This window comes from Okeania sp. SIO3I5, assembly GCF_010672085.1.
Classification (GTDB): domain Bacteria; phylum Cyanobacteriota; class Cyanobacteriia; order Cyanobacteriales; family Microcoleaceae; genus Trichodesmium.
Genome location: NZ_JAAHHT010000008.1, coordinates 41,974 through 64,119, shown reverse-complemented (window position 1 = coordinate 64,119; position 22,146 = coordinate 41,974). Strand labels below are relative to the sequence as shown.

The window sequence follows — 22,146 nt, the reverse complement described above, 5'->3', positions numbered from 1 at the left end:
TTTTTTGATGAAAAAAGGTGAGCAAGATGCCCACCCTAATTATTATTGTTATGCATTTCTAGAAACTTGATAGTCAAATCAATTCACGCATTAAAAATTATTAATTCGCTCATTATAACCTCTGCCTGTTTGCTCCGCATTCAGCAGGAAAGTCAGAGACTGGAAATCAGGAAAATATTTTTGATTTTTTCACTCTTTGAAGAACGTCGCTTGAATCCTTAATTAAACAATTATTCAAATTAAGGAATGAACCAAAAATTTTGAACTTTGAATTTTTAATTTTGAATTCAAAAAGAAGAAGGAGGCTTGAATTCTTAATTAAACAATTATTCAAATTAAGGAATGAACCAAAAATTTTGAACTTTGAATTTTTAATTTTGAATTCAAAAAATGGTCAAATATTTTTCTTACTAAATTTTAAAGATGGGATAATTTCTTTTTATTCAGGCAAAATCCCAAACCTACTAAACCTAAACCCATAACCACCCCTGGTTCAGGAACATCAGATATTTGTTTCTCATAACTAACTTCACCATAACCTGAAACATTGGGAAAACCACTCAAATCTGTATATTCAAACTCATTCTCAAATAAGTCCCAAGACAAATTTGCATCATCCAAAGTCCAATCTAAACCTTGAAATTTTCCATTTGCAAATAAAACACCATCTCCATCATCCTCAAAGTCTAATGTTTCTACTCCAAAGGTTTGCCCTAACCAATTAAACTCAAAATCCAATACTTGTTTAATTACTTCGCCAGAGTCAATATCAAGTTCTTCACCCTCAGAATCAAAAGTAAAATACCCCGATCCAGTCGTACTATCGTGAATACCTCCGTCAATATTTGTGACAGGAAAATCATATCTCATTAATACTGCTTGAGCAGGCATAGCTACTGTTAAGGAACTTAAGCTGATAGCTACTCAACTACTAGCAAGGACTAATTTTTGGTAGATGCTTTTCATTGTCTTATCTTCGATGTAATTACCCCATAGTATGGTTTTACGATAACAAAGATTTTTATTTTACGGTCTAATACAGAACTAAATTACGACAAATCTCTTTAGTCCTTGTTAAAGTTAGCGATCGCCTTAACTGGCAAATTTTCTGTTTGTCTTTAAGTTTTAGCTACAAATGATTATGATTAAACTCTTTAACTTTCAATTTATAAATCAAATACAGTAAAAATCTTCGCAAAATATAATTTATATTTATAAGTAACATTTGATAGTTTAAACTAAAAATAAGGGGTAATACCCCTCATTGGTGTTACACTACGTTTAGTAGATGCACCCTGATAGTCATAGTCCTTTAGCCAATTTTGGTTGAGGGGCTTTTTTTTATCTAGGGTTTGCTGAAAAAGTCTTATGGGTGAGGGCGGGAGTCAGGAGTCATAGGGGATTTCCGGCCGTTTGCTTCGCATAACTATCGTTAACGCCCGTACAGGAGGAATGGGTATCGGAGCGAGAAGGCAGGAGGAAGAATTATCAGAGTGATTTTTTGGCCATAGTGAACCCAAAAAGGGAGTAGGGGAGTAGGGCATTGCTCATTCTTTGTCGCCAGAGAATATTTAGGGAGAGGATGGGGAGAATGGGCAGGATGGGCAGGATGGGCAGGATGGGGAGAATGGGCAGGATGGGCAGGATGGGCAGGATGGGCAGGATGGGCAGGATGGGCAGGATGGGGAGAATGGGCAGGATGGGCAGGATGGGCAGGATGGGCAGGATGGGCAGGATGGGCAGGATGGGCAGGAGCAAGCTGTATGAATAAAAGCGGACTTTTCTCCCACACGGACGACACCTGCCACACGGACCACACTTCCCCACCCTCTCCTACCTTTTTCTAGGCGTGACAATAAATTGACCCTGGGGAAGTAGGCTCACAAGGGTAGGTTTTTAATATTTCGGTGAAGATAAGACAAGGGAGGAAAGTAGACCAGTAGACAAGGAAGATTTTTTAGGAAAAACTGGGCTTTTCAGCATCTTTAATTTTTGACAACCGAACAGAATTTTGTACTGTTTTCCTCCCTTGTCTCCTTGTCTTCCTTGTCCTCCAAGTCTTGTCCCAACCCGAAAGTAAAAAACCTACCCCTGTGAGGGGGGAGTAGGGGAGTAGGGGAGCGCTTGTGTAGGCATTGCTCATTCATTGTCTGAGCTAGAATATTTACAACCCTACATTTTTTGAGTCCTGTACAGACCACACGGACCAAACGGACCACACAGACCACACAGACCAATCATAGATCCCAAATGGGTTCTATAAACCGGAAGGTGCGCGGAGGGGTAATAGTCCCCTTCTAAACGTTTACTGCTGACTGCTGACCGCTTTTTTAATTTAAAGTTATATTTTTTTACAATTGTTTGATGGGTTATACCCCCTATTGGGGTTATACTATAAATATGTAGATGCACCCTGATAGTTATTTGTCCCTTAGTCAATATTGGCCAAGGGGCTTTTATTTTTGGAGGAAGATAGGCTTCAATTATTAATTATTAATTATTGAACTTCTCTATACAATACCGATGCTACCGGACATGATATCACAGGTGATTTGGCACGCTGCTTACAACTTCTAGAGTTTTACGCCAATGAAAGGTTTTGATTATTTTCTTAATTCAACTATTGAATCAATTGAATACCTACAGCAATAACTGTTCGCATCAAGTTATTAATTCATCAAAATTACAGTTTTTTTGCTACTTTCTACTATGAATTCAATTAACAAACTAAGAAGTGACTGATTAAGCTATAGATGTTTGTTAATCTAATGGTAAATCAATATGAGTATTAATGATGAAATTGCTCAAATGTTTAAAGATTTAGCAAATCTTGACACCAGTATGAAACGAGAAAAACTGAAAAAACAGGTTAAAGGTTACACTATTAATGAGTGGAAAAGAGAACGTCTGGCAATGGTGATAACGTCGGGAGCGGTTTCAGGTGCTATCGGAGGAACTGTCGGTTTGGCAGCAATACTTCCTGAACTTGCTTGGTGTGGACAAGTGGGTGCATTAGGTTGCTTTGGAATTGGTTATATCAAGGATGTTGAGCTAGACTACGATGTAGACATGAATCTAATTATGGCTATTTGGACTGGGTTAGCAGAAGCAAGTAATGTTGTTCCTGTGGGAAAAGTGGGAATTAAAGTTTGTGGTAAAGCAACACCCAAAATTACTGGCAAGGTAGCTGGAGTTGTGGTTTCTCAAGTAGCTTTCAAAGGAGGTTCTAAACTGGGTGCTAAGTTGGCATCGAAAGCTGTATCCAAAGCTACTACTAAGTTGGTGGCTAAATTGATGGCAAAAACTGGTGCGGGTTGGATACCTTTAATTGCTGGTGTTGTTTCTGGAGGAGTTAACTGGTGGTTAGTGAGCGGACTTTTGGATGCTGCTGAAGAGTATTACTCAGGTAAATATGTTGTACTGCGCGATCGCGAATTAGCTATGACGGTTTAAGTATTCAGGTGCTATGGACAGGACTAAGGCCATGCGAACCCAGAAACCGGGTTTTTTCGTCAATGTTAATTGTTAAAAACAACGATATCCTAAAAACCCGGTTTCTATGCGTAAGTCCTAATGGAGTGTGTCTTCAAAAAGTCAATGTTTAATCTTAACTGGTGCTTCAGAGTGAAGATACAATCTGGTAGCATTGGTATAATTCAGCATTTAAAAATAATAGTCAATATTGTAGGGGCAAACGGCAGTTTACTCCTAAAACAAACGATAAATTCAGGAGTTTTATTACCGAAAAATTTAGGTTTAAAGCTTCTCCTTTCAAGGATAAAAAGCGGTTGAGGGATGGATGGGTTACCGGCGCCAGATCCAATCAACCAAGAGAAATAAATTTTTTCCTTTGAATCAATCCTCTCCCTAAATGAGAGAGGTAATTATCCATTATCCATTATCCATTAATGAATATGTCTAATTTTGCTCAAGCTTTCAAAGATTTCTACAAGAAAAAAAACTTTAAGTCTGCTTATGCACTAGCTAAAGAGAGCGAACTTGAAGCATATCATCTCACTAAAATAATGAGAAATCCTATATTAAATCCTACTGAAAAAACTATTGAAAAATTGGCAAAAGCTTTTGCCGATAGAAATAAAACTAATCTTGAAACTGAGAAAAAAGAAATTCAAGAGTTTTTTCAAGAATGGAGAGATAAAAAATCGTCTACAGGAAATAATTTACCTATGAATCAAGTTCAGTCTTGGAGTTTAAATCTTGAAGTAACAACTAATGATTTATCGGAATTTAAGGAAAATATTTTACCGGATATTATGGCTCAACTGGAAAATGTTGGTGAAGGAATGATTATTGTTAAGTATGCTAAAAAGGGTTCTATTATTTTAGGTTTGGAAAGTAGTAGTGAATCCTATCTAAAAGTTAGAAGTAGTTATCTGAATGGAGAGTTAAGTGAATTGTTAGGTTTGACTGTTTCAGATTTACAAATTCAGACAAATTTAACTCAATGGTTTGATAATATTTTTACAACTGGATGGCAAGCAGCAAATGAATTGTTAACTCCCTCACAATTGGAGTTAGTTAGAACTATCGGAATTAAAGGGGCAAAACTTATTGATTTACGAGCCGATCTATTAATTCATGCTGTAGTTTTATTGGTGAATTTAGTACGAGAAAATAATGATTCTCCTGAAGTAGAAATAACTTTACGGGTTTATTCGACTGGGGATGATGTTTATCTTCCTCCTAATTTGAAACTGATTGTTTTAAGTAAAAATGAAGTTTTTAAAGAAATTACAGCTAGAAGTGAAGATAGGATTATTCAATGTCAATTTTTAGGAGAAATAGGGGAAGAATTTACGGTACAATTAGTGTTAGATGAAGCTGTAATTACGCTGACGGAGGATTTTGTTATTTAATTAAATTAGATTGATTTTAAAGTTATGCCAGCTCAAGACTTTTTTCATCATGTTGTTACCGAAAAAAATCAGGTTTAAAGCCTCTCCTTTCAAGGATAAAAAAAGAAAAAAAATCCTTTTAACCAATCCTCTTATTAAAAATAAGAGGTAATAATTACAGCAATTTCGGAGGCGCGTGAGGTACAAAATTTTATTTGGTAATTTTGGCAGTTCAACCTTCCAGGTTGTTAAAGATAAGAAGGCTGAACTGCAAATAGATTAAGTGTACCTCACCATCCTCATACATTGCTGTAATTATTAATTGTTAATTATTAATTATTGAAATCAGCTTTAATCAAAGATGGTTGGAAAATTACGGACGATCCTCTATTTATTAAGCCTAGCACTAAAATATCTTTATACATTGATATAGGTGGGGAACGAGCTATTGGTGCACAAAAAGATGGTCATTTCAGTTATCAGTTATCAGTTATCAGTACCTTTGCCTGTTTGCGCAGCATGACCTAGGAAAGTCAAAGGCTTGAAATATTGAACTTAATTTTTTTTCATCCCCTTAAAAAGGGAGGCTTGAGACCTTATTTTTTGGTCAAACAATACCAGTAGAAATTAAAAGTTTTTTTTCAATTTCACCAAATGTGTAAATCTGCCAGCGCACATTGCTATATTTAATTATTAATTATTAATTATTAATTATTCTGTAAGTACCTATCAAGTTAAATTACTAATTTTCGATCCTTTAGAAGAGGTAATTGTTTTATGGAGCGATTAAATTATTCAGAAATTGTCATGCAAATAGTTAAAGAACACTATCAATATCATACTCAAGATTCACAATATGAAACACAACTGATTTTGGATTCGGAAAGAAATCATTACCTCTTAATTTCTTGGCGTTGGCAAAATGAACAACGGGATTATGGTTGTTCTATTCATGTTGATATTAAAGATGGGAAGATATGGATTCAGCAAGATTTTACTGAGCAAGGAATTGCTCAACAATTATTAGATTTAGGTGTGCCAAAATCTGATATTGTTTTGGCTTTTCGTTCGCCTTTTGTGCGACAATTTTATGATTTTGCTGTTAATTAAAAATTTTTACTTTAAGTGCTTATGCCTGCATTAATTACCTATTCTGTGCCAAAGTTTTTCGTATGGATTTTCTACTGCACTAAAAAAACTCATATATAGCACTACGCATTAAGGTGTTTGACATTTCTAAATCCTGTTTGCGCAGCATGACAAACGGAAAAGCCTTTGAAAGTCGGCTGTTCCCTGTTCCCTGTTCCCTGTTCCCTAGCGCTATAACTGTCATAAGCTTTTATTTCTAACCATTTAAGTGCTTATGCCGGCATTAATTACTTATTCTGTTGATTCCCTACTGAAAATCTTCACTTTCTTACAGAAGTTGCGATCGCTTTCTTCTCTGACCAAAATTAAAAAACAGTTTCCCGCAAGAACGCAAAAGTATAAGTAAAAAAAATATAATCAACTATTATTATTTTTTCTGCTTATCAAAAAAATCTCTGATTTCGGCTAATTGTTACAAAATATTTCACGTACTTGCGTTATTTCAGCGATTTGGTATCATCTAGATACATAGTTTATTGTGCTCATCTTGTATTTAAAAATAAGAAATTTTCCCTTGAAAAAGCTACAACCTTCTATTTTTCGTTAATATAGGGTGCAAAAATTTATACCTTTTCTACGGTTGAATAAATCTCAAAAAAACTAATTTTGAACAGGTGTCGCTGCTTAAGCAATTATAACTATTGACAAATTTGTTCTGATAGTATCTAAAAATTGAAGGGTAGGAGCAGGTAGAAATTCCTGACTTGCTTGTAGCACTATAATTCAAGTTGACGAATACGAATGTTAGGAAGTACAGCCATCGTGGATGCCATCGCGGGCAAGATGCCTGCGCCACAAGATTTTTACTATTTAGCTTGTACATGATTCTGATAAATTTAGGAGCAGTTATGGGAAAGTTAGTTACTCTTAATATTGATGGCGGATTTCACCAGGGTTTTTGGGTGCGGGGTGAAATTTGCCAGGATGTAGATTCGATAAAAAATGAACCATTATTAGCGATCGCTAGCAAGTCAGCACATTTACCTCCACATTCTGAAATTTTAGAGCAGTATCGTCATTGGCAAAGTTTATATACAAATTTAGATGTCTTTTTTTCTAACCGTTTAAAATCTAAAGCTGGTTTTACTAATATTTCTGATAATGATAAAAATGGAGCTTTTGCCGCTTGTAAAAATGCTGCTAATTTATTATCTGAAACTTTCAATGCTTGGTTGGGTGACTCTGATTTTCAACCGATAGAAGTTTTGCTTCGGAATAATTTAGATAAGTCGGAAAGTACGAGAATTTTATTAGCAACTGAAAATTATGGTTTACGACGTTTGCCTTGGCATGAATGGGATTTTTTAAAGGATTTTCCGAAGGCTGAAATTTCCATCGCTTCTCCTAATTTTCAGCGAGTTGATACGACTAAGAAATTAGACAAAAAAGACAAGATAAAAATTTTAGTTATTTTGGGAGATAATGCCGGAACTGATGCTGATGAAAAGGTGATTCGGGAATTAATTCCTGATGCAGAAATTTGTTGGTTAATAGAACCTCAACGTTCCGAATTAGATGAACCTTTGTGGCAAAAATCTTGGGATATTTTATTTTTTGCTGGTCATGGCAAAACTAAAGATAATGGCAGTATTGGTACGATTCAAATTAATGCTCAAGATGTTTTGACTATTTCTGAAATAAAAAATCATCTTTTACAAGCTGTTAAGTCTGGTTTAAAGTTGGCGATTTTTAATAGTTGTGATGGTTTGGGTTTGGCTTATCAATTGGCAGAAGGTGAGGATTTACATTTACCGCAAATTATTGTGATGCGGGAAAATTTACCTGTAGTTATTGCTCCGAAGTTTCTCCAATATTTTCTGGAAAATTATACTCAAGGTTTATCTTTATATAGTTCTTTGCGAGAGAGTCGGCAAAGGTTACAAATATTAGAAAAAGATTTTCCTTGTGTGAGTTGGTTGCCTGTTTTATGTCAAAATCCTGCGGAAATTCCTCCTCGTTGGTGGGAGTTAGGAGGAAAAAATCAGAGTTCTCCCTATAAAGGATTGAGTGCTTTTACTGAAAATGATACAGAGATATTTTTTGGCAGGAAAGTGTTGACTAATTCTTTATTGTCAAAGCTGGAAAGGCAAAATTTAGTTGCTGTTATTGGTGCTTCGGGTAGTGGGAAATCTTCTTTGGTTGCTGCTGGTTTAATACCTGAATGGTTGGCTCAAGCTACGGAATTTTTACCTCGTTTTGTGGTGAAAATTCGTCCTGGTTTTCCTCGTCCGAATCCTTGGGAAAATTTGGCTGAGGAATTGGGGAAAATTTCACCGAATTTAATTGCAAATAATTTGGCTTTTTTGGAATTGGTGGTAAATTTGGAGGCTAATTCTGGGGAGTTAGCTAAATGTTTAACTGCCATTGTGCAAGAAAAGAAAGGTTGTCAAATTTTGTTGGTAATTGACCAATTTGAAGAACTTTATACTTTATGTTCTGAGGAGAAACGTCGGTCATTTTTAGCAGGTTTAGTTGAGGCGGTTCGGCAAGAGAGTTGGAAAATTGTTTTGACTTTACGGGCAGATTTTTTATCTCTAGTTTTGGATGAAGATTTGGGTAAGATTTTTGATGAACGGGATAAGTTAATTACTCCTATGAATGATCAGGAGTTGAAGGAGGCGATCGCTCTCCCTGCTCAAAAGTTTGAAGTGGAATTTGCCGATGAGTTGACTAACAGAATGATTCAAGATTATCGGCAAAATTCTGGTCATTTACCCATGCTGCAATTTGCTTTAGAGGAGTTATGGAAAAAGCAAAAATATGGAGTAATTTCTCTGGATAGTTATGAAAAGATTGGGGGTTTGACTCAAGTTTTAGGGGATTATGCCGAAAAGATTTATTGTCAGTTAAGTCAGGAGTCAAAAGAGGAGGCGCGATATATTTTCACTCAATTAGTACAACCTATAAGTCAGGAAAAATCTGGGGAAGTTCGTCAGATTGCGACTCGGAAAATTGCCACTTTTGCAGATATTGGGAAAGAAAATTGGCAGTTGGTAATTAAGTTTGCGGACGAGCGTTTGGTAGTGACAAATAAAGAAAAAGATGTTGCTTCTGTAGAGTTAATTCACGAAGTTTTAATTAGTGCTTGGAGTCGGTTGAAAAATTGGATAGAGCAAGATTGGGAATTTCGACGTTGGCAAGAGAAATTAAGGGATAATTTGAGTCAGTGGGAACAGGAAAAGAAGGATGACTTTTTGTTGCAAGGAGGTTTGTTAAAAGAGGCAGAAAGTTGGTTGGAAAAAGGAGAGCAAAAAATTCCTGAGAAAGAGAGGAGGTATGTTGAGAAAAGTAGGAAAAGACGAGAGAGAGAGCGGCAAAAACTTATTTCTGGGTTGACTGGTGGTTTGGCGATCGTGTCATTATTTGCCGTGGGGATGGTGTGGCAGTGGCAAAGTGCGGAAAGACAAAGTTTGATTAATGAAGTAGATAGTTTGAGTAATTTAGCATTGAATCAATTTCAGTCTGGGGAAGGTGGAATTAGTGCTTTAATGACAGCGATGGATGCAGGGCAAAAGTTGAAAAAATTGGTAAAAGATGATGAAAAGTTGGGGAATTATCCGACTACTCAACCTTTGTTAGCGTTGCAGACTATTACTAGCAATATTCGAGAGAAAAATGAGTTTCAGAGTGATAGTGCCATTTCGCGAGTTTTTTTTACTCCTGATGGTAAGCAAATTGTTTCTTATATTTACAGTAAAGTAATAATTTTGAATTTAGCAGGTGAAAAACTGGCTGAATGGAAGATGCCTAACAACCAAAAGATAAACGATTTAGTAGTTAGTCCTAATGGTAAATATATTGCTACTACTTATGGGGGAACTTTTAACCTTGGAATCTGGGATTTTTCTGGAAAAAAAATAACGGAGGGATTTTTTCCATCACTATTTACTGGAAGTAAAATCAAATTCAGTCCAGATAGCAAGTATGTTTTTGGTATAGCACCTTTTCCGGTTAACAAGATAAATTTTTTTGATATACTAAATAATCAAACTACATACCTAAAAATAGACACAAAGTCAGCTATATCTAGTTTAGAATTGACCCGTAATGGTGAACAGATTGCCATAGGACACACAGACGGTTCAGTAGAATTTTGGAACTTAAAAACTTTGGAAAAAACTAGAGAATTTAAAGCTAACACTAACGAAATTATTAAAATAGCCATTAGTCCTGATGGAAAGCGAATATTAACTTTGGGGACAGATATTAGTTCAGATAAAATTGTTGGTCTTGCGCCAAAACTTTGGGATTTATCAGGTAAAAAAGTGGTAGATCTGGGTTTTTATGGGAATATGGGGCAACTTTCTGGTGATGTTAGTTTTAGCCCCGACGGCAAAGAAATAGCCATAGTAATCCTTGATAAAAGAGTGGTAAAGTTTTATGATACTGTATCAGGAAAACTCATCGATAAATTAACAATGGATGGTTTTCATGGTTTTAATTTAAGCTACAGTCTGGATAGTAAAAAAATTGCTATTTCTGGAGGAAGTGGAATTAAGTTGTTTAATAAAGCCAAACCTAATTTTAATTTTATGGAGTTGCCAATTAATTATGAAAGGGAAATTAACCAGTTCAGACAAAAAGGCTTTATTGACTTAAGGTATAGTTCAGATGGTAAAAAACTTATTGTAATTAGCAAACATTACGATGGTAATTATAATTATGTAGATATTTGGGATTGGCAACGGAGAAAAAAAAGAAGAATTGATGTAGGAGAAAGTTTAATGAAATCGAAATATTGGACTAATTCCAGTACAATTTCTAATGTTGCAAGCATAACTCCAGATGGCAAATTTATAGTATTTGTTATTAAAGACGGCATCAAAAAATTTGATTTAGAAGGCGATTTAATTTCTCAACTAGAAACAAGTGTTAGCCCTTATGAAGAAGTATTAACTACTTGGACAAGTGCAACTAACTATGTAGCTCATCGATATTATAGTTCAAATTTAGATGGCAGCAAGGTAGCTACAATTGAAGCTAAATTCTCTGATCTAGACCGCCTACGCTTCTGGGATTTATCTACCCAGGAAGTCAAGGAATTTAAAGATAATTCCCTTGTTACTTTGCGTCGAGTGTTAGTTAGTCCAAACGGTAAATACATTTTGGCAATTTCAACCGATGGAATATCTAAGCTATGGGGTGTTTCTGGAAACTTACTTAATCCATTAGATGCAAGCACTGAAGATTCTTCAAATAAGAAAGAGAAGATATTTTCAATACCAAGTGTTTTATTAGCTCCTAAAGGTGCCAATGATGACGAGGTGAAAATAATTATGGTTCTAGAAAATTCTACAGCAATGAAAGCGGGTTTAAGGAGTGATGACAGAATTGTAGAAATAGATGATCAGGAAATTTCTGACATAAAAAATGTGAATGAAATATACAAACTGCTCATGGAAGAACCTGGTACCACTGTTAAAATCAAAGTCAGGAATTTACATGACGTTTATGGAACAGAAAAAACAATAATTCGAGAAAAATTTTTCGTCAATGTGAAAAATTTGGAATGGCTTTTTATGGAAGATAATGCAAAATTTAGCCCTGATAGTCAGTATTTGGTAACATGGGATATAGGTGGAAAAAATGTGTCTTTGAGAAATATAAACACTAGAAAAATAGTTAAAATTGACGATCAAGACAAGATTATGGATGTCTTTTTTAGCCCGGATAATAGACTCTTGGCGACAATAAGTATAGAGCATTCAATCAAAATATGGGATTTTTCTGGAAAATTAATTAATCAAATTAAACTGCAACAAATTCCTAATGGTATAGCTTTTAGTCCTGATAGTCAGCAAATTGCAGTTTTAGGTTATCCCAATGAATTAACCATCTGGACTCTTGACGGACAACAAATTGCTAAATATACAATTCCCGAAGAACGCCAAGATCAAATTGTATTTTCCCCCGATGGTAAATATATAGCAACAGGTCGAAGCAAAGTGTTTATTTGGCAGAATAAACACTTAAACGAACTATTAGCAACAGGATGCGATTGGTTGCAAGAATATTTAACCACCCACCCCCAAGAAAAAGAGAAATTAAAAGTGTGTCAAGAGGAAGTCAAATAGTTAGAAAATCCTGGAATTTGTGTAAAATAAAATTATCCTTTATAATTGAATAAAATTTGAGTTAATGAAGAATTTATGGTGAGCAAAGTGTCAACAGGAAAAATATCTCAGTCAGTTCCCCTGAAGTTTCATATTTTGCTCGATCGCTCTAATGAAACAAAAATAAGTGCATCTTTTCTGGAACTTCCTAACTGCCAAGTAGAAGCTTCAACACAAGAAGAAGCTATAGAAAAATTGAACGAAATCTTACATACTCATTTGGAAAAACTAGAGATTATTCCAGTAGAAATTGAATGGCAACCTTCTAAACAACCGGAGAATCCTTGGGTAAAATTTGCCGGAGTTTTTCAGGATGATCCTGACTTTGCTGAGATTGCAGAAAGTCTTAGAAAAGAACGTTTAGCTAACGATGATGAAATTCCAGAAGTTTAGTTAGATAACTATTAGACATCTCCAAAAATAAAAATTAAAATCAATTCTTATCCATAAATTATCAATTTTTCTTCCCTGTTCCCTGTTCCCTGTTCCCTGTTCCCTCTTTTCTGGAGATGTCTATTAATAATCAGAGAAATAATGACAGTTTGGATACTTGATACCAATCATGTTTCCCACCTACTCGAAGGAAACAAGGTAGTCAGTTCTAGGGTAAATTGAGTCTTGCCAAACTTAGCTATTACCGTTGTTACAGTTCAGGAAATTTTTAACGGATGGATTGTTAAAATTAACAGTGCTTCTGAATCTACAGAATTAGTGAGACTTTACACCAAATTATGGACAAATTTGGAATATTTTAAGGATATTAGGATACTGAATTTTGATGCTGAGGCTTACAATTGTTATGAGGGTTTGCTGAAAGAAAACAAGCAACTTAATAAAAAAAGGCTCCAGAAAGACTTACGAATTGCTGCAATTGCCATTTCGGTGAATGGGGTAATGGTAACTCGTAACAAGCGAGATTTCTCCCTAATTCCAGGTCTAGTTATTGAAGATTGGACGGAATAAATTTCTGGAGCTAAAGTACCTAGATACCTATAATTATAGCTTCTGATTTACCCATGAGCTATAAGATAATTTCTTGACATTCCTCCCCCTGTGTTGACATTGATAATAACAAAATGCTCCTAGCTTGTGTCTTGGGCATATGAACGTTTAGCTTATGAAGGTATCCGAATCCAGGCCCAGGCTTTCATCCCGACGCTCCCCCTCCCCCCTTTCCAAGCTATGCTTTATAAACATCTTTCTTAACATAAAACTTGACAACATAGAGGAGTTATGTTTAAGTCTTGAATCGGCTTTTTCAGGAGAAAAGAGTATTTTTCAATACACTTTTTTATGAATGTAGACAGAATTCTTCCTCCCCATCCTCCCCATCCTCCCCCTCCTCCCCATCCTCCCCATCCTCCCCATCCTCCCCATCCTCCCCATCCTCCCCATCCTCCCCCNGTGCGGAGCGGATAACCGCTGAAAGCATCTAAGTGGGAAGCCCACCTCAAGATGAGTGCTCTCACTACGTTAGGTAGGTAAGGTCACGGGGAGACCACCCGTTGATAGGTGTTAAGTGGAAGTGCAGTAATGTATGGAGCTAAGACACACTAACAGACCGAGGGCTTGACCTCCATTTCAATCTTTGACTTCACAACTATGCAGCCTTCTTTGTTTCTTATTAAAAAAATAGTAATTTCTATTGATTTATCCTTTTAAATATTGTAATTAGCAAATTACTATAGTAATATATATGTACTATTGTTTACTATTAATATAGTGCAGATTTAAATGAAGAAAAGAAATAATAAAATAACAATAGAAGAAAGATTGTTTCTAGGAATATTGAAACAATCTTTTTTGTTTGCTTTAAAATTAAAAAACCCTTGCTTAATTCAATTCCTTGGGTTAGATAATGAATGATTTATCTACAGACAGCGCGATTATTTGCATTAAGCACTATTGTACCTTCTACTCCATTAATAATAACTGGGTTGCCTGTGCTAACTCTAATTAGCCGTGGTTTTCTATTTAGACACTCTGTAACTTCTTCTCCCCAAGCTTCTATGGCAGCAGTATACTCCCCTCTGTAGCGCAACAGCTCATCTAGAGTAATTCCAGTGGGAATAGAAGGTAAGTTGTTAACAAAAGCATCAGTTATCGGGCTATCAGTACGGACGCTGTTATTAACATCAATTTCAGTAATAATTGGAAAATCAAATTTTCTGGGTAAAGTTCTGTAAGGAATAGAAAGGTCTGGTAATGGCTGATATGCTTCTGGGCCAGACTTATAGTCGAAATCAGATGGTATTGCCAAAGCTGGTAGAGGTAGATTTGCAACTACCAGCGCACACAAACTTCCTAATAATGTAGAAAATTTCTTCATTTTCTTCTCCTAGCTTAATTCGATCAGATTTCAACTAATTAGTTAGTTTAGAAACCTATTGAAGTTTCTAAACTTTCTGCCTTTGATAATTTTTATCACCTAAATTAATTTAGTGAAAACAAAAAAGTAACTGGTGACAAACTCAAACAAAGCAAAGCGTAATTATCATACTCCACACAATGCTGTAAAATTAGACTATATATTATTAACCATCTGTTAATTATCCAGCTTTGTCCTACACTAATTTCCTTAATGTAAGGAGTAGAGTTTATATGCTACTCATAGACGAATCACTTCAGAATCAGACAATACTATCTGCTTTACTTGTATTTTGATAATATTATGAGAACTATCAAAAAAATGTATAGTATCTATCAATTGAAACTCTTGCTTTGTTATACTTCTGTTTTTTGTTCTCCTAAACTTATATAAACTACTACTCAAAATTACTTTGAGTTTTAGCAGCTCAGTTCCCGCTTATCTGAAGATCCCTGAATGGAGTCTACAACTTATCTTCTCCACAGGCTTAAAATTAGTGGGAACCCCACATACTAAAATCTATTAAATAGATTTGAAAACTTGGCTACTTTATTCCACTATTTTCGGGAGATTTAAGGTTAATGGACTTGTAAATTATCGTGATTATAGGCCAACTACTATTAAAAGTTTTCTCAAGAGTTTCAAACCTCGATCTATATTAAATTAGCTGTCTTCTTGCTTTTTATTTAACTTCAGTAGTGAGCACTTTCCTAGTAAAAAATTTTGAGTTGATCGGCTGTTATTTTGGAAATAAAAGTTAAAAAATATAAACATGGAATTGTCTACAAGTATAATTATTCCCGTAGCACCTGCTGGATTTAGATCGGGATTTGTTGGTATAATAGGACGACCTAATGTTGGAAAATCTACTTTAATGAATCAACTGGTGGGGCAAAAAATTGCTATTACTTCCCCAGTTGCTCAAACTACTCGTAATCGTCTACGAGGTATTTTGACTACAGAAGCAGCGCAGATGATTTTTGTTGATACTCCAGGTATTCATAAACCTCACCACCAACTAGGAAAAGTATTAGTTCAAAATGCTAAAATTGCAATTCAATCTGTGGATGTAGTCTTGCTGGTAGTGGATGGATCGCTAATAGCAGGTGGTGGCGATCGCTACATTATAGATTTACTACATAAAACCCAGACTCCTGTAATTTTAGGTATGAATAAATTAGACTTACAACCTCAAAATGCTGAGGAAATAGAGGCTAGTTATTATCAATTGCTTGATTCTCACCCCTGGCAAATAATTAAATTTTCTGCTCTTACAGGAGAAGGAGTAGAAACACTACAAAATTTATTGATCGAACACTTAGAAATAGGACCTTATTATTATTCTCCTGACTTAGTAACAGATCAACCAGAACGCTTTATTATGGGAGAACTGATCCGGGAGCAAATCTTATTGTTGACTCGTGAAGAAGTTCCCCACTCAGTAGCGATCGCTATTGACAGAGTAGATGAAGAACCAACTATTACTCGTATTCTTGCGACTATCAATGTTGAACGCTCATCTCAAAAAGGAATTCTGATTGGCAAAGGTGGGAATATGTTAAAAGCTATTGGTAGTGCAGCACGTCAACAAATTCAAAAGTTGATTGCAGGTAAGGTGTATTTGGAACTATTTGTTAAAGTTCAGCCCAAATGGCGACAGTCTCGGATGCAGTTAGCTGAGTTAGGATATCAGGTTGAGGAATAAAAAAAATTTTATTAGATTTTACTAGGAGTAGGATCGATTTTTTGCTATTGTGGCGTTATTAATAAGAAAATTATAGTAAAAATAGAAGAATTATGAGCAGTTGCAAGTTATTTATAACAAAATAGAATTTTTCTTTGAGAAAATTATGACTACAGAAAATCCACAATCAAAAATCCAAAATGGTAAAATAGCAATTTTGCTACACGATGGCATCCAAGGTTCACACGGAAAAACCGGGTTATCACTATTGCGTTACAGTCAAGCAGAAATCGTTGCCGTCATAGATCGCGAATCTGCTGGAAAATCATTGCCAGAACTTACTAAAATTCCCCGCGATATTCCCATAGTTGCTTCCGTTTCTGAGGCGATCGCCTTTCAACCAGAAATATTAGTCATTGGTATTGCTCCTTCTGGTGGTGCTTTGCCTGACAAATGGTTTGAAGAAATAAAAGCAGCAGTTGCCTCTGGTTTATCAGTTGTCAATGGTTTGCATACCCCACTCGCCAATAATCCTGAAATTATACCATTTTTGCGGAAGTCCCAATGGATATGGGATGTGCGTCAAGAACCTCAAGGATTAACTGTTGCTAGTGGGAAAGCTAGAACACTTTCTTGTCGGCGGATATTAACAGTTGGTACAGACATGGCGATCGGCAAAATGTCTACCAGTTTAGAACTAAATGCAACTGCTCAACGCCGAGGTATCAATTCTAAGTTTCTGGCTACAGGGCAAGGGGGTTTGATGATTGCTGGCGATGGTATTGCCTTGGATGCAGTGCGAGTTGATTTTGCTGCTGGGGCAGTCGAACAAATGATTATGCAGTTTGGCAATACCTACGATTTACTTATTGTTGAAGGGCAAGGTTCCCTATTGCATCCAGGCTCTACTGCCACCCTGCCACTATTGCGCGGTACCCAACCTACTGATTTAATCTTGGTACATCGTGCTAATCAAACTCATATCCGCAATCATCCCGAGTTCTTGATTCCGCCGTTACAAATAGTGATTCAGTTGTATGAGATGGTGTCTGGTGTAGGTAGTGCTTTTCAAGCAGCGCGAGTTAGAGGTATTGCGATGAATACTTTTCATTTAGATGAAGTTGCTGCTAAAAAAGCGATCGCTCAAGTAGAAATAGAAACTGGTTTGCCTTGCACCGATCCTGTGCGTTTTGGTGCTGATTTATTGTTGGATGCAGTTATGAACAGCGAGAATTAGTAAGCCTTCAGAAAAAATGCTATTAGACTTGAGAATTTATGAATATGAAGAATGTGGTTTTCAAGCTGACAGATACTTTCATATTATGTCTGTTTGAATAAGCACAATAAAAAATTTAGGGAGTAGGGAATAGGTAATATCAAATCCGCTGGCTTCGGAGTGATATAATTCTACTATCAGTATTGCTGAAAACTCCTAGTTTTCGAGGGTTTGGAGACCAAACCCCTACTGTCTGGAATTCTACCGATACTACCGGATTTGATATAACCTCGGAAAATTTGAAAAATATTCTCTTAAGAGAGAGGAATATTTTTATTATGACTAATTAGGACTTGCTGATTAAATCTAAAAGCATTGACTTTAATCATGGTTTTAGCCTTTTTTATCGTCAGAAATACCTTGTGCGTGAGCATGAAGTAGCTCAAAAAGTTAGGATTTTGGGTTACATAAGGTAGAAAAATCAAGGGATAATTCTGACTCCTGCCTCCTCACTCACTCCCCATTCCTCCTGTCTCCTGTCTCCTACCTTCACCCATAAGACTTTTTCAGCAAACCCTAATTAATGAGACTTGATATAACATCTCAGTCAATCTGGAAAATTATTCAGGAGTTAATGATTAGCTATCACAGAACTTTTCTCTCCTTAATACCTTATTTCCCCCTTTTCTTCTCTCCTGAATTATGACTCCTAACTCTTACCTTACTTATTGATAATATTATGTCCCCTGGTATCGTTTATGTTCACCCTTTGGTTTACATATACAGAAAAATTAGGAGCCGTTGTAGTTGGCCTTAGTCTGGCACAAAAGTAACTATATGGGCCTTGGGAGGTTTGACTAATCAAAAAAATGGTTTAGAGCAACTAAATATTTACATTTTTGATAGAAGAATATTTACCAGAGAATATTCCTAGGCATTTTTCCTATTCCTAATTTTTGCACACAAGTTATCTAGATAGTCTAAAATACACAGATAGTGCTAGCACTAAACTTGCTAAGTCAATCTGCCTAACTTTTCCAGCTAAGGGTTGAGGAGGTTGGACTTTTACTACAATTATTTGAACTTCTCATGGAGTAGTATCTTAGGTTCACAAAACATGGTTTTTGCCAACCTACTAGATTACTGTATCGGTCAACTACCCTTACTGTCCTATCCATGCTCCCTAGGTTCAATGTAAAGGGATCTTTTTTGATTGGGAAGTCCCTAATATTTTAATTGTAGCTTTGCTCAGACCATCTCCAAGTGAGTTAAGTAAGACTAAACAGTTGTGTAGTCTCTAGGGACAAAGTAACCTGAGTCTATAAACTGTGGCAGGTCGAACAACGGTACGGATGCTCCCAAGTCTTTATCCTTTTAGTTGGCTAGAGATGATGGGGTGCATTGTAAACCTACCATTTTGGAGGTCAGTTTTCATACCCACCTAATCTAGTGGTAATGGCGGGGTCTCCAAGCTGTAAATTTGATCAAGCTAGCATTAGCAGCATAGGAATACCACTGTGGCTCATACTTTTATATTAGAATCAGGCCAATGGATGATTGCGGGAAATTGGCTACAACGTAACGGAATGTTAATTACTGTCAAGGGTAAAACTATCGTGACATGGGATCGTACGGATTGGTTTACGATGGTAACAAAACTGATATTTCCCAGTCAAGACCGTGAGGATATTATTTTACAGTATAAAGGACGTCTCGACAGTGACGAACGGCGTTATACTTTTCTTCTTCAACATAGCGAGTTAGGAAAGGTGGAAGGAGAAGGATGGCTTGGTCTTGATTCAATTATTCAGCGTTATTGGGTACTGGGAAATGATCCACAACGTCGTGGTGGTTTTGAAACATTACTCCGCTTAGGTGAAGAGCGATATTACTGTAGTAGTGGGGTTTTAATAGGACCTTCTTTGGTTAGTGCTATGGAAGCAACTATGGAACGTATAGAGCCTCAAGGAGAAAGTTAATATGATTAAAACTTATAAACTTCCTTCAATAAATTAATGACTATAATGTATAGATGATATTTTTTTGCTAGTCATTTATTTAAGGTATTCTGAATAGTTACTAAATCTATAGAAAAATATTCCTTGACTTAGTTTTAATTAAGTGTTACCTTAACGGGGTGAACTACAACACCCTCTATCCCATTGCTAAAAGCGTTTGGGACTACTTTTATTATCGGTATTTAAACGAACATTGACATGACTGATTGTATTTGACACCAGATGATTTTTTTTAATAATAGTACGTTCTACTAACTGTATTATCCCTCCTGTAAACATTTAACGAGCTGTTCTGCAATCCTTTCTCAGTCTAAGATATTTTTAGTTGTTTTCCTATGTTTTTCTATAAAATTAATAAAACTTTAAATTTGAACAAAATTTTGATTATTTTTTTTGCCAAGATTTATGCCTTGTTTCCTGCCTTGGATTATTTCCTATTACTAAAACTCCTATCTGATTTTTGATCAGATGATTAATAATATACCTGCTAGTATGCATGCAGATAATCATCAATCTTAAAATTTCTTTTTGTCGATAATCTTTTGATTCTATTACTACTTTTAGTCTGATTTAATTCTGACTGTAGTTTCCCCTTCTTATAATTATAGAATTGATTAATTGATTTGACTGGTCTGCCGTTAATAATAAAGGGTTGAAAACCTTTTTTATTTGATGTTACAGTCGCCAAATTATTTACTCCCAAATCTACAGAAGCCACATGATATTTAGACAAATCTAATTTAACTTCAACGGATTCGTAAACCACTTCTATCACATAGTAATTAAGCTTAGGAATTATTCTCACTTGTTGCAGAGAATCATAATTTATTTTACTGTCAAAAAATAGCTCACTTTTTGATAGTAATATCTTCTGATTTTTGACTAATTGAGGTTTACTAATCGCTTGCGCATGTATAAACTAGAATATTCCTTCCTTTCTGTTTATGTTTATATTTTGGCAGTTGAGGACGGCTTTTAAATTTACTTGGACATTGATTATAAGCTCTTATAGCTTGAAAAAAACTTTGCCAATTTTTATCTAAAAGAATCAAAACCTGCGCTCGTAACTTTGGCCGGTATTGCTTGATAATCTACTCCCGATTTTATAATATGCATGAACCTTTTTATAATTTAGATAATTTCCGTTATTAATAAACTCTTGTCTAACTACGTAGTTAGCTATATTGTAAAGATTTTTCGACAAGAAAGCTAGAGCACGACTGTGATTTATAATTGGGATGATTTTTTTTAATAATAGTACGTTCTACTAATTGCATTATCCCTCCTGTAAACATTTAACGAGCTGTTCTGCAATCCTTTCTCAGTCTAAGATATTTTTAGTTGTTTTCATAAGTTCTTCTATAAAATCAATAAAACTTTACAATACTCATTGGCCTCGAATAATTTCATAAAGATCTACATCTACTTCTAGTAAGCAGGAGTGGCCACTATTGGGGAGAATAACCATCTGAGCTTTGGGCAAATACTTGACTAAAAACTTACCTTGTGATATTGAGGGTAAAAGTCGGTCTGCCGCGCTAACAATGATTAATGTAGACTTTGGGAAATTTTTTAGTTGATTTTTACTTACCTGGAATGAACGCATTAACTCAAATCGCCAGATAGCAGTCTCCTGAGAAACTGACTGCATAGCTTTAAGTAGTGCTTGACACTCCTGTAGTTCCATCCTACCCAAAGCTCCTAAAAAGGGCAAAGTTGCTTTTACAGATAATTGATATAAATAGGTTGGTAGATACTGGGTGAGATATGAGCCGTATTTTACTATAGGTTGTTGACTAAATGAAGTAGCAGAATTAACTAAAATTAGTTTGTCCAATAATTCAGGAGCATTGAAGGCAATTTTTAGTGCTAAACATCCTCCGAAGGATTCTCCACATAAATAAACAGGTCTTTTAGGTGCTGCTTCCTGTTCAATTTCAATTAAGTTTATTGTTCTCTCCGATAACTGATCCCAACTTGATAAATCATTTGCTGGGATACTGAGACACCGAATATCGAAGGCAGTTGATAAGCTGGAGAGCTGCGATCGCAACAATTTACCTGTACCGTCCATGGCAGGTAGAAAAATAAACAGAGGTAATTCGGGTTTAGAGGCAGTTGGCCTTAAAAAGCTAATTTTACTACTTGCCACTTGCATGATTGAATACAGATAGAAATTAGTAATGATTGATAAATTAATAACTGATAGTTGATATATCAGAGCAAGTTATTATTCAGCTTATACTCTAGAAGAATAGATTTTTATTTTTTTGTAATTTACCTAATTATTACTTAATAATTAGGGTTTGCATAAGGAAAGTATGAGTGATAGGGGAAGGAGTCTGGAGTCTGGAGTCTGGAGAAATGGGAATTATAGAGTCGGTAGGAGTCAGCGTTGTCCCTTAAAAATTCCCGCCAACTCTTGCACAAAAGCCTAACTTTATGCAGCTCTTTAAACCGAAAAGCTTGCATTTTTTAAGAACTTAAAAAGGTGGAAACCTTTATCTGTAAACTTTTTGATAATTAATCAGCAGAGCAATAATTAGTGATTATAATTAGCAATTTTTCACTTAACATGACTAACTAAACAATCAAGTTATTTAATTCTTAAATTTGTACAGGAGTAAGAGTGATTTTTTGTGTTATTTATTAAAATAAAAAAATATAGGGATTAAACACAGTCTTTTGTTAGTAAATTAGTAATTTCTTGGCTAACATGATTAGTTATATAGCAATCCTAAA

Annotated in this window: 15 protein-coding genes and 1 other annotated feature; of the genes, 10 read left to right on the top strand and 5 right to left on the bottom strand. The window is 35.5% G+C overall.

Going from position 1 to position 22,146, the window contains the following annotated elements; translation table 11 throughout:
- Positions 1 to 417 precede the first annotated feature (417 nt).
- Positions 418 to 891: a PEP-CTERM sorting domain-containing protein gene (locus F6K40_RS03350; protein ID WP_293131378.1), complete on the bottom strand. Its 474-nt coding sequence runs from the start codon at positions 889 to 891 to the stop codon at positions 418 to 420.
- Positions 892 to 1,432: 541 nt separating this feature from the next.
- The gene (locus F6K40_RS03345) at positions 1,433 to 1,819 is read right to left on the bottom strand and encodes a hypothetical protein (RefSeq protein WP_293131376.1); all 387 of its coding nucleotides are present in this window, start codon (positions 1,817 to 1,819) and stop codon (positions 1,433 to 1,435) included.
- A gap of 962 nt (positions 1,820 to 2,781) precedes the next feature.
- Between F6K40_RS03345 and F6K40_RS03340 the strand changes: the two genes are divergently transcribed.
- The 7 genes from F6K40_RS03340 (at position 2,782) to F6K40_RS03310 (ending at position 13,081) form a co-directional block, all read left to right on the top strand.
- Complete coding sequence (locus F6K40_RS03340) at positions 2,782 to 3,453, top strand: hypothetical protein (protein ID WP_293131374.1); 672 nt, start codon at positions 2,782 to 2,784, stop codon at positions 3,451 to 3,453.
- A gap of 455 nt (positions 3,454 to 3,908) precedes the next feature.
- The gene (locus tag F6K40_RS03335) at positions 3,909 to 4,877 is read left to right on the top strand and encodes a DUF1822 family protein (RefSeq protein WP_293131371.1); all 969 of its coding nucleotides are present in this window, start codon (positions 3,909 to 3,911) and stop codon (positions 4,875 to 4,877) included.
- A 318-nt stretch (positions 4,878 to 5,195) separates the two neighbouring features.
- A complete protein-coding gene (locus F6K40_RS03330) occupies positions 5,196 to 5,384 on the top strand; it encodes an element excision factor XisH family protein (RefSeq protein WP_293131369.1) in 189 nt (62 codons plus the stop codon).
- 249 nt (positions 5,385 to 5,633) lie between these two features.
- Positions 5,634 to 5,966: a XisI protein gene (locus F6K40_RS03325; protein WP_293131366.1), complete on the top strand. Its 333-nt coding sequence runs from the start codon at positions 5,634 to 5,636 to the stop codon at positions 5,964 to 5,966.
- A 767-nt stretch (positions 5,967 to 6,733) separates the two neighbouring features.
- On the top strand, positions 6,734 to 12,079 hold the full coding sequence (locus F6K40_RS03320) for an nSTAND1 domain-containing NTPase (protein ID WP_293131363.1): 5,346 nt from the start codon (positions 6,734 to 6,736) through the stop codon (positions 12,077 to 12,079).
- 75 nt (positions 12,080 to 12,154) lie between these two features.
- The gene (locus F6K40_RS03315) at positions 12,155 to 12,511 is read left to right on the top strand and encodes a type II toxin-antitoxin system HicB family antitoxin (protein ID WP_293131360.1); all 357 of its coding nucleotides are present in this window, start codon (positions 12,155 to 12,157) and stop codon (positions 12,509 to 12,511) included.
- 225 nt (positions 12,512 to 12,736) lie between these two features.
- Positions 12,737 to 13,081, top strand: coding sequence for a type II toxin-antitoxin system VapC family toxin (locus F6K40_RS03310; RefSeq protein ID WP_293131357.1), 345 nt, complete (start codon positions 12,737 to 12,739; stop codon positions 13,079 to 13,081).
- A gap of 503 nt (positions 13,082 to 13,584) precedes the next feature.
- Positions 13,585 to 13,683 (top strand) — a sequence feature (23S ribosomal RNA rRNA prediction is too short).
- 302 nt (positions 13,684 to 13,985) lie between these two features.
- Here the strand turns inward: F6K40_RS03310 and F6K40_RS03305 are convergent.
- Complete coding sequence (locus tag F6K40_RS03305) at positions 13,986 to 14,447, bottom strand: hypothetical protein (RefSeq protein WP_293131354.1); 462 nt, start codon at positions 14,445 to 14,447, stop codon at positions 13,986 to 13,988.
- 811 nt (positions 14,448 to 15,258) lie between these two features.
- On the opposite strand from F6K40_RS03305, the gene era reads away from it, so the two are divergent.
- The 3 genes from era to F6K40_RS03290 all read left to right on the top strand — a co-directional run bounded on the left by era (position 15,259) and on the right by F6K40_RS03290 (position 19,365).
- The gene (era, locus tag F6K40_RS03300; RefSeq protein WP_293131351.1) at positions 15,259 to 16,191 is read left to right on the top strand and encodes a GTPase Era; all 933 of its coding nucleotides are present in this window, start codon (positions 15,259 to 15,261) and stop codon (positions 16,189 to 16,191) included.
- 145 nt (positions 16,192 to 16,336) lie between these two features.
- Positions 16,337 to 17,407 (top strand): N-acetyltransferase DgcN family protein, encoded by a 1,071-nt coding sequence (locus F6K40_RS03295; RefSeq protein WP_293131348.1) that lies wholly within the window; start codon positions 16,337 to 16,339, stop codon positions 17,405 to 17,407.
- 1,496 nt (positions 17,408 to 18,903) lie between these two features.
- Positions 18,904 to 19,365 carry a hypothetical protein gene (locus tag F6K40_RS03290; RefSeq protein ID WP_293131345.1) on the top strand — a complete coding sequence of 154 codons (462 nt, stop codon included), beginning with the start codon at positions 18,904 to 18,906 and terminating at the stop codon, positions 19,363 to 19,365.
- Between the two features lie 526 nt (positions 19,366 to 19,891).
- On the opposite strand, the gene F6K40_RS03285 is transcribed toward F6K40_RS03290, so the two are convergent.
- Together F6K40_RS03285 and F6K40_RS03280 are read right to left on the bottom strand one after the other, a co-directional pair.
- Positions 19,892 to 20,170 carry a transposase gene (locus tag F6K40_RS03285; protein WP_293131342.1) on the bottom strand — a complete coding sequence of 93 codons (279 nt, stop codon included), beginning with the start codon at positions 20,168 to 20,170 and terminating at the stop codon, positions 19,892 to 19,894.
- Between the two features lie 621 nt (positions 20,171 to 20,791).
- On the bottom strand, positions 20,792 to 21,562 hold the full coding sequence (locus F6K40_RS03280) for an alpha/beta fold hydrolase (RefSeq protein ID WP_293131339.1): 771 nt from the start codon (positions 21,560 to 21,562) through the stop codon (positions 20,792 to 20,794).
- Positions 21,563 to 22,146: the final 584 nt, after the last annotated feature.

Bases quoted from the DNA above. Each gene is read 5' to 3' on its own strand.
- F6K40_RS03335 (WP_293131371.1), top strand. From the start codon at position 3,909: ATGAATATGTCTAATTTTGCTCAAGCTTTCAAAGATTTCTACAAGAAA.
- F6K40_RS03340 (WP_293131374.1), top strand. From the start codon at position 2,782: ATGAGTATTAATGATGAAATTGCTCAAATGTTTAAAGATTTAGCAAAT.
- F6K40_RS03280 (WP_293131339.1), bottom strand. From the start codon at position 21,562: ATGCAAGTGGCAAGTAGTAAAATTAGCTTTTTAAGGCCAACTGCCTCT.
- F6K40_RS03325 (WP_293131366.1), top strand. From the start codon at position 5,634: ATGGAGCGATTAAATTATTCAGAAATTGTCATGCAAATAGTTAAAGAA.
- F6K40_RS03305 (WP_293131354.1), bottom strand. From the start codon at position 14,447: ATGAAGAAATTTTCTACATTATTAGGAAGTTTGTGTGCGCTGGTAGTT.
- era (WP_293131351.1), top strand. From the start codon at position 15,259: ATGGAATTGTCTACAAGTATAATTATTCCCGTAGCACCTGCTGGATTT.
- F6K40_RS03350 (WP_293131378.1), bottom strand. From the start codon at position 891: ATGCCTGCTCAAGCAGTATTAATGAGATATGATTTTCCTGTCACAAAT.
- F6K40_RS03295 (WP_293131348.1), top strand. From the start codon at position 16,337: ATGACTACAGAAAATCCACAATCAAAAATCCAAAATGGTAAAATAGCA.
- F6K40_RS03315 (WP_293131360.1), top strand. From the start codon at position 12,155: ATGGTGAGCAAAGTGTCAACAGGAAAAATATCTCAGTCAGTTCCCCTG.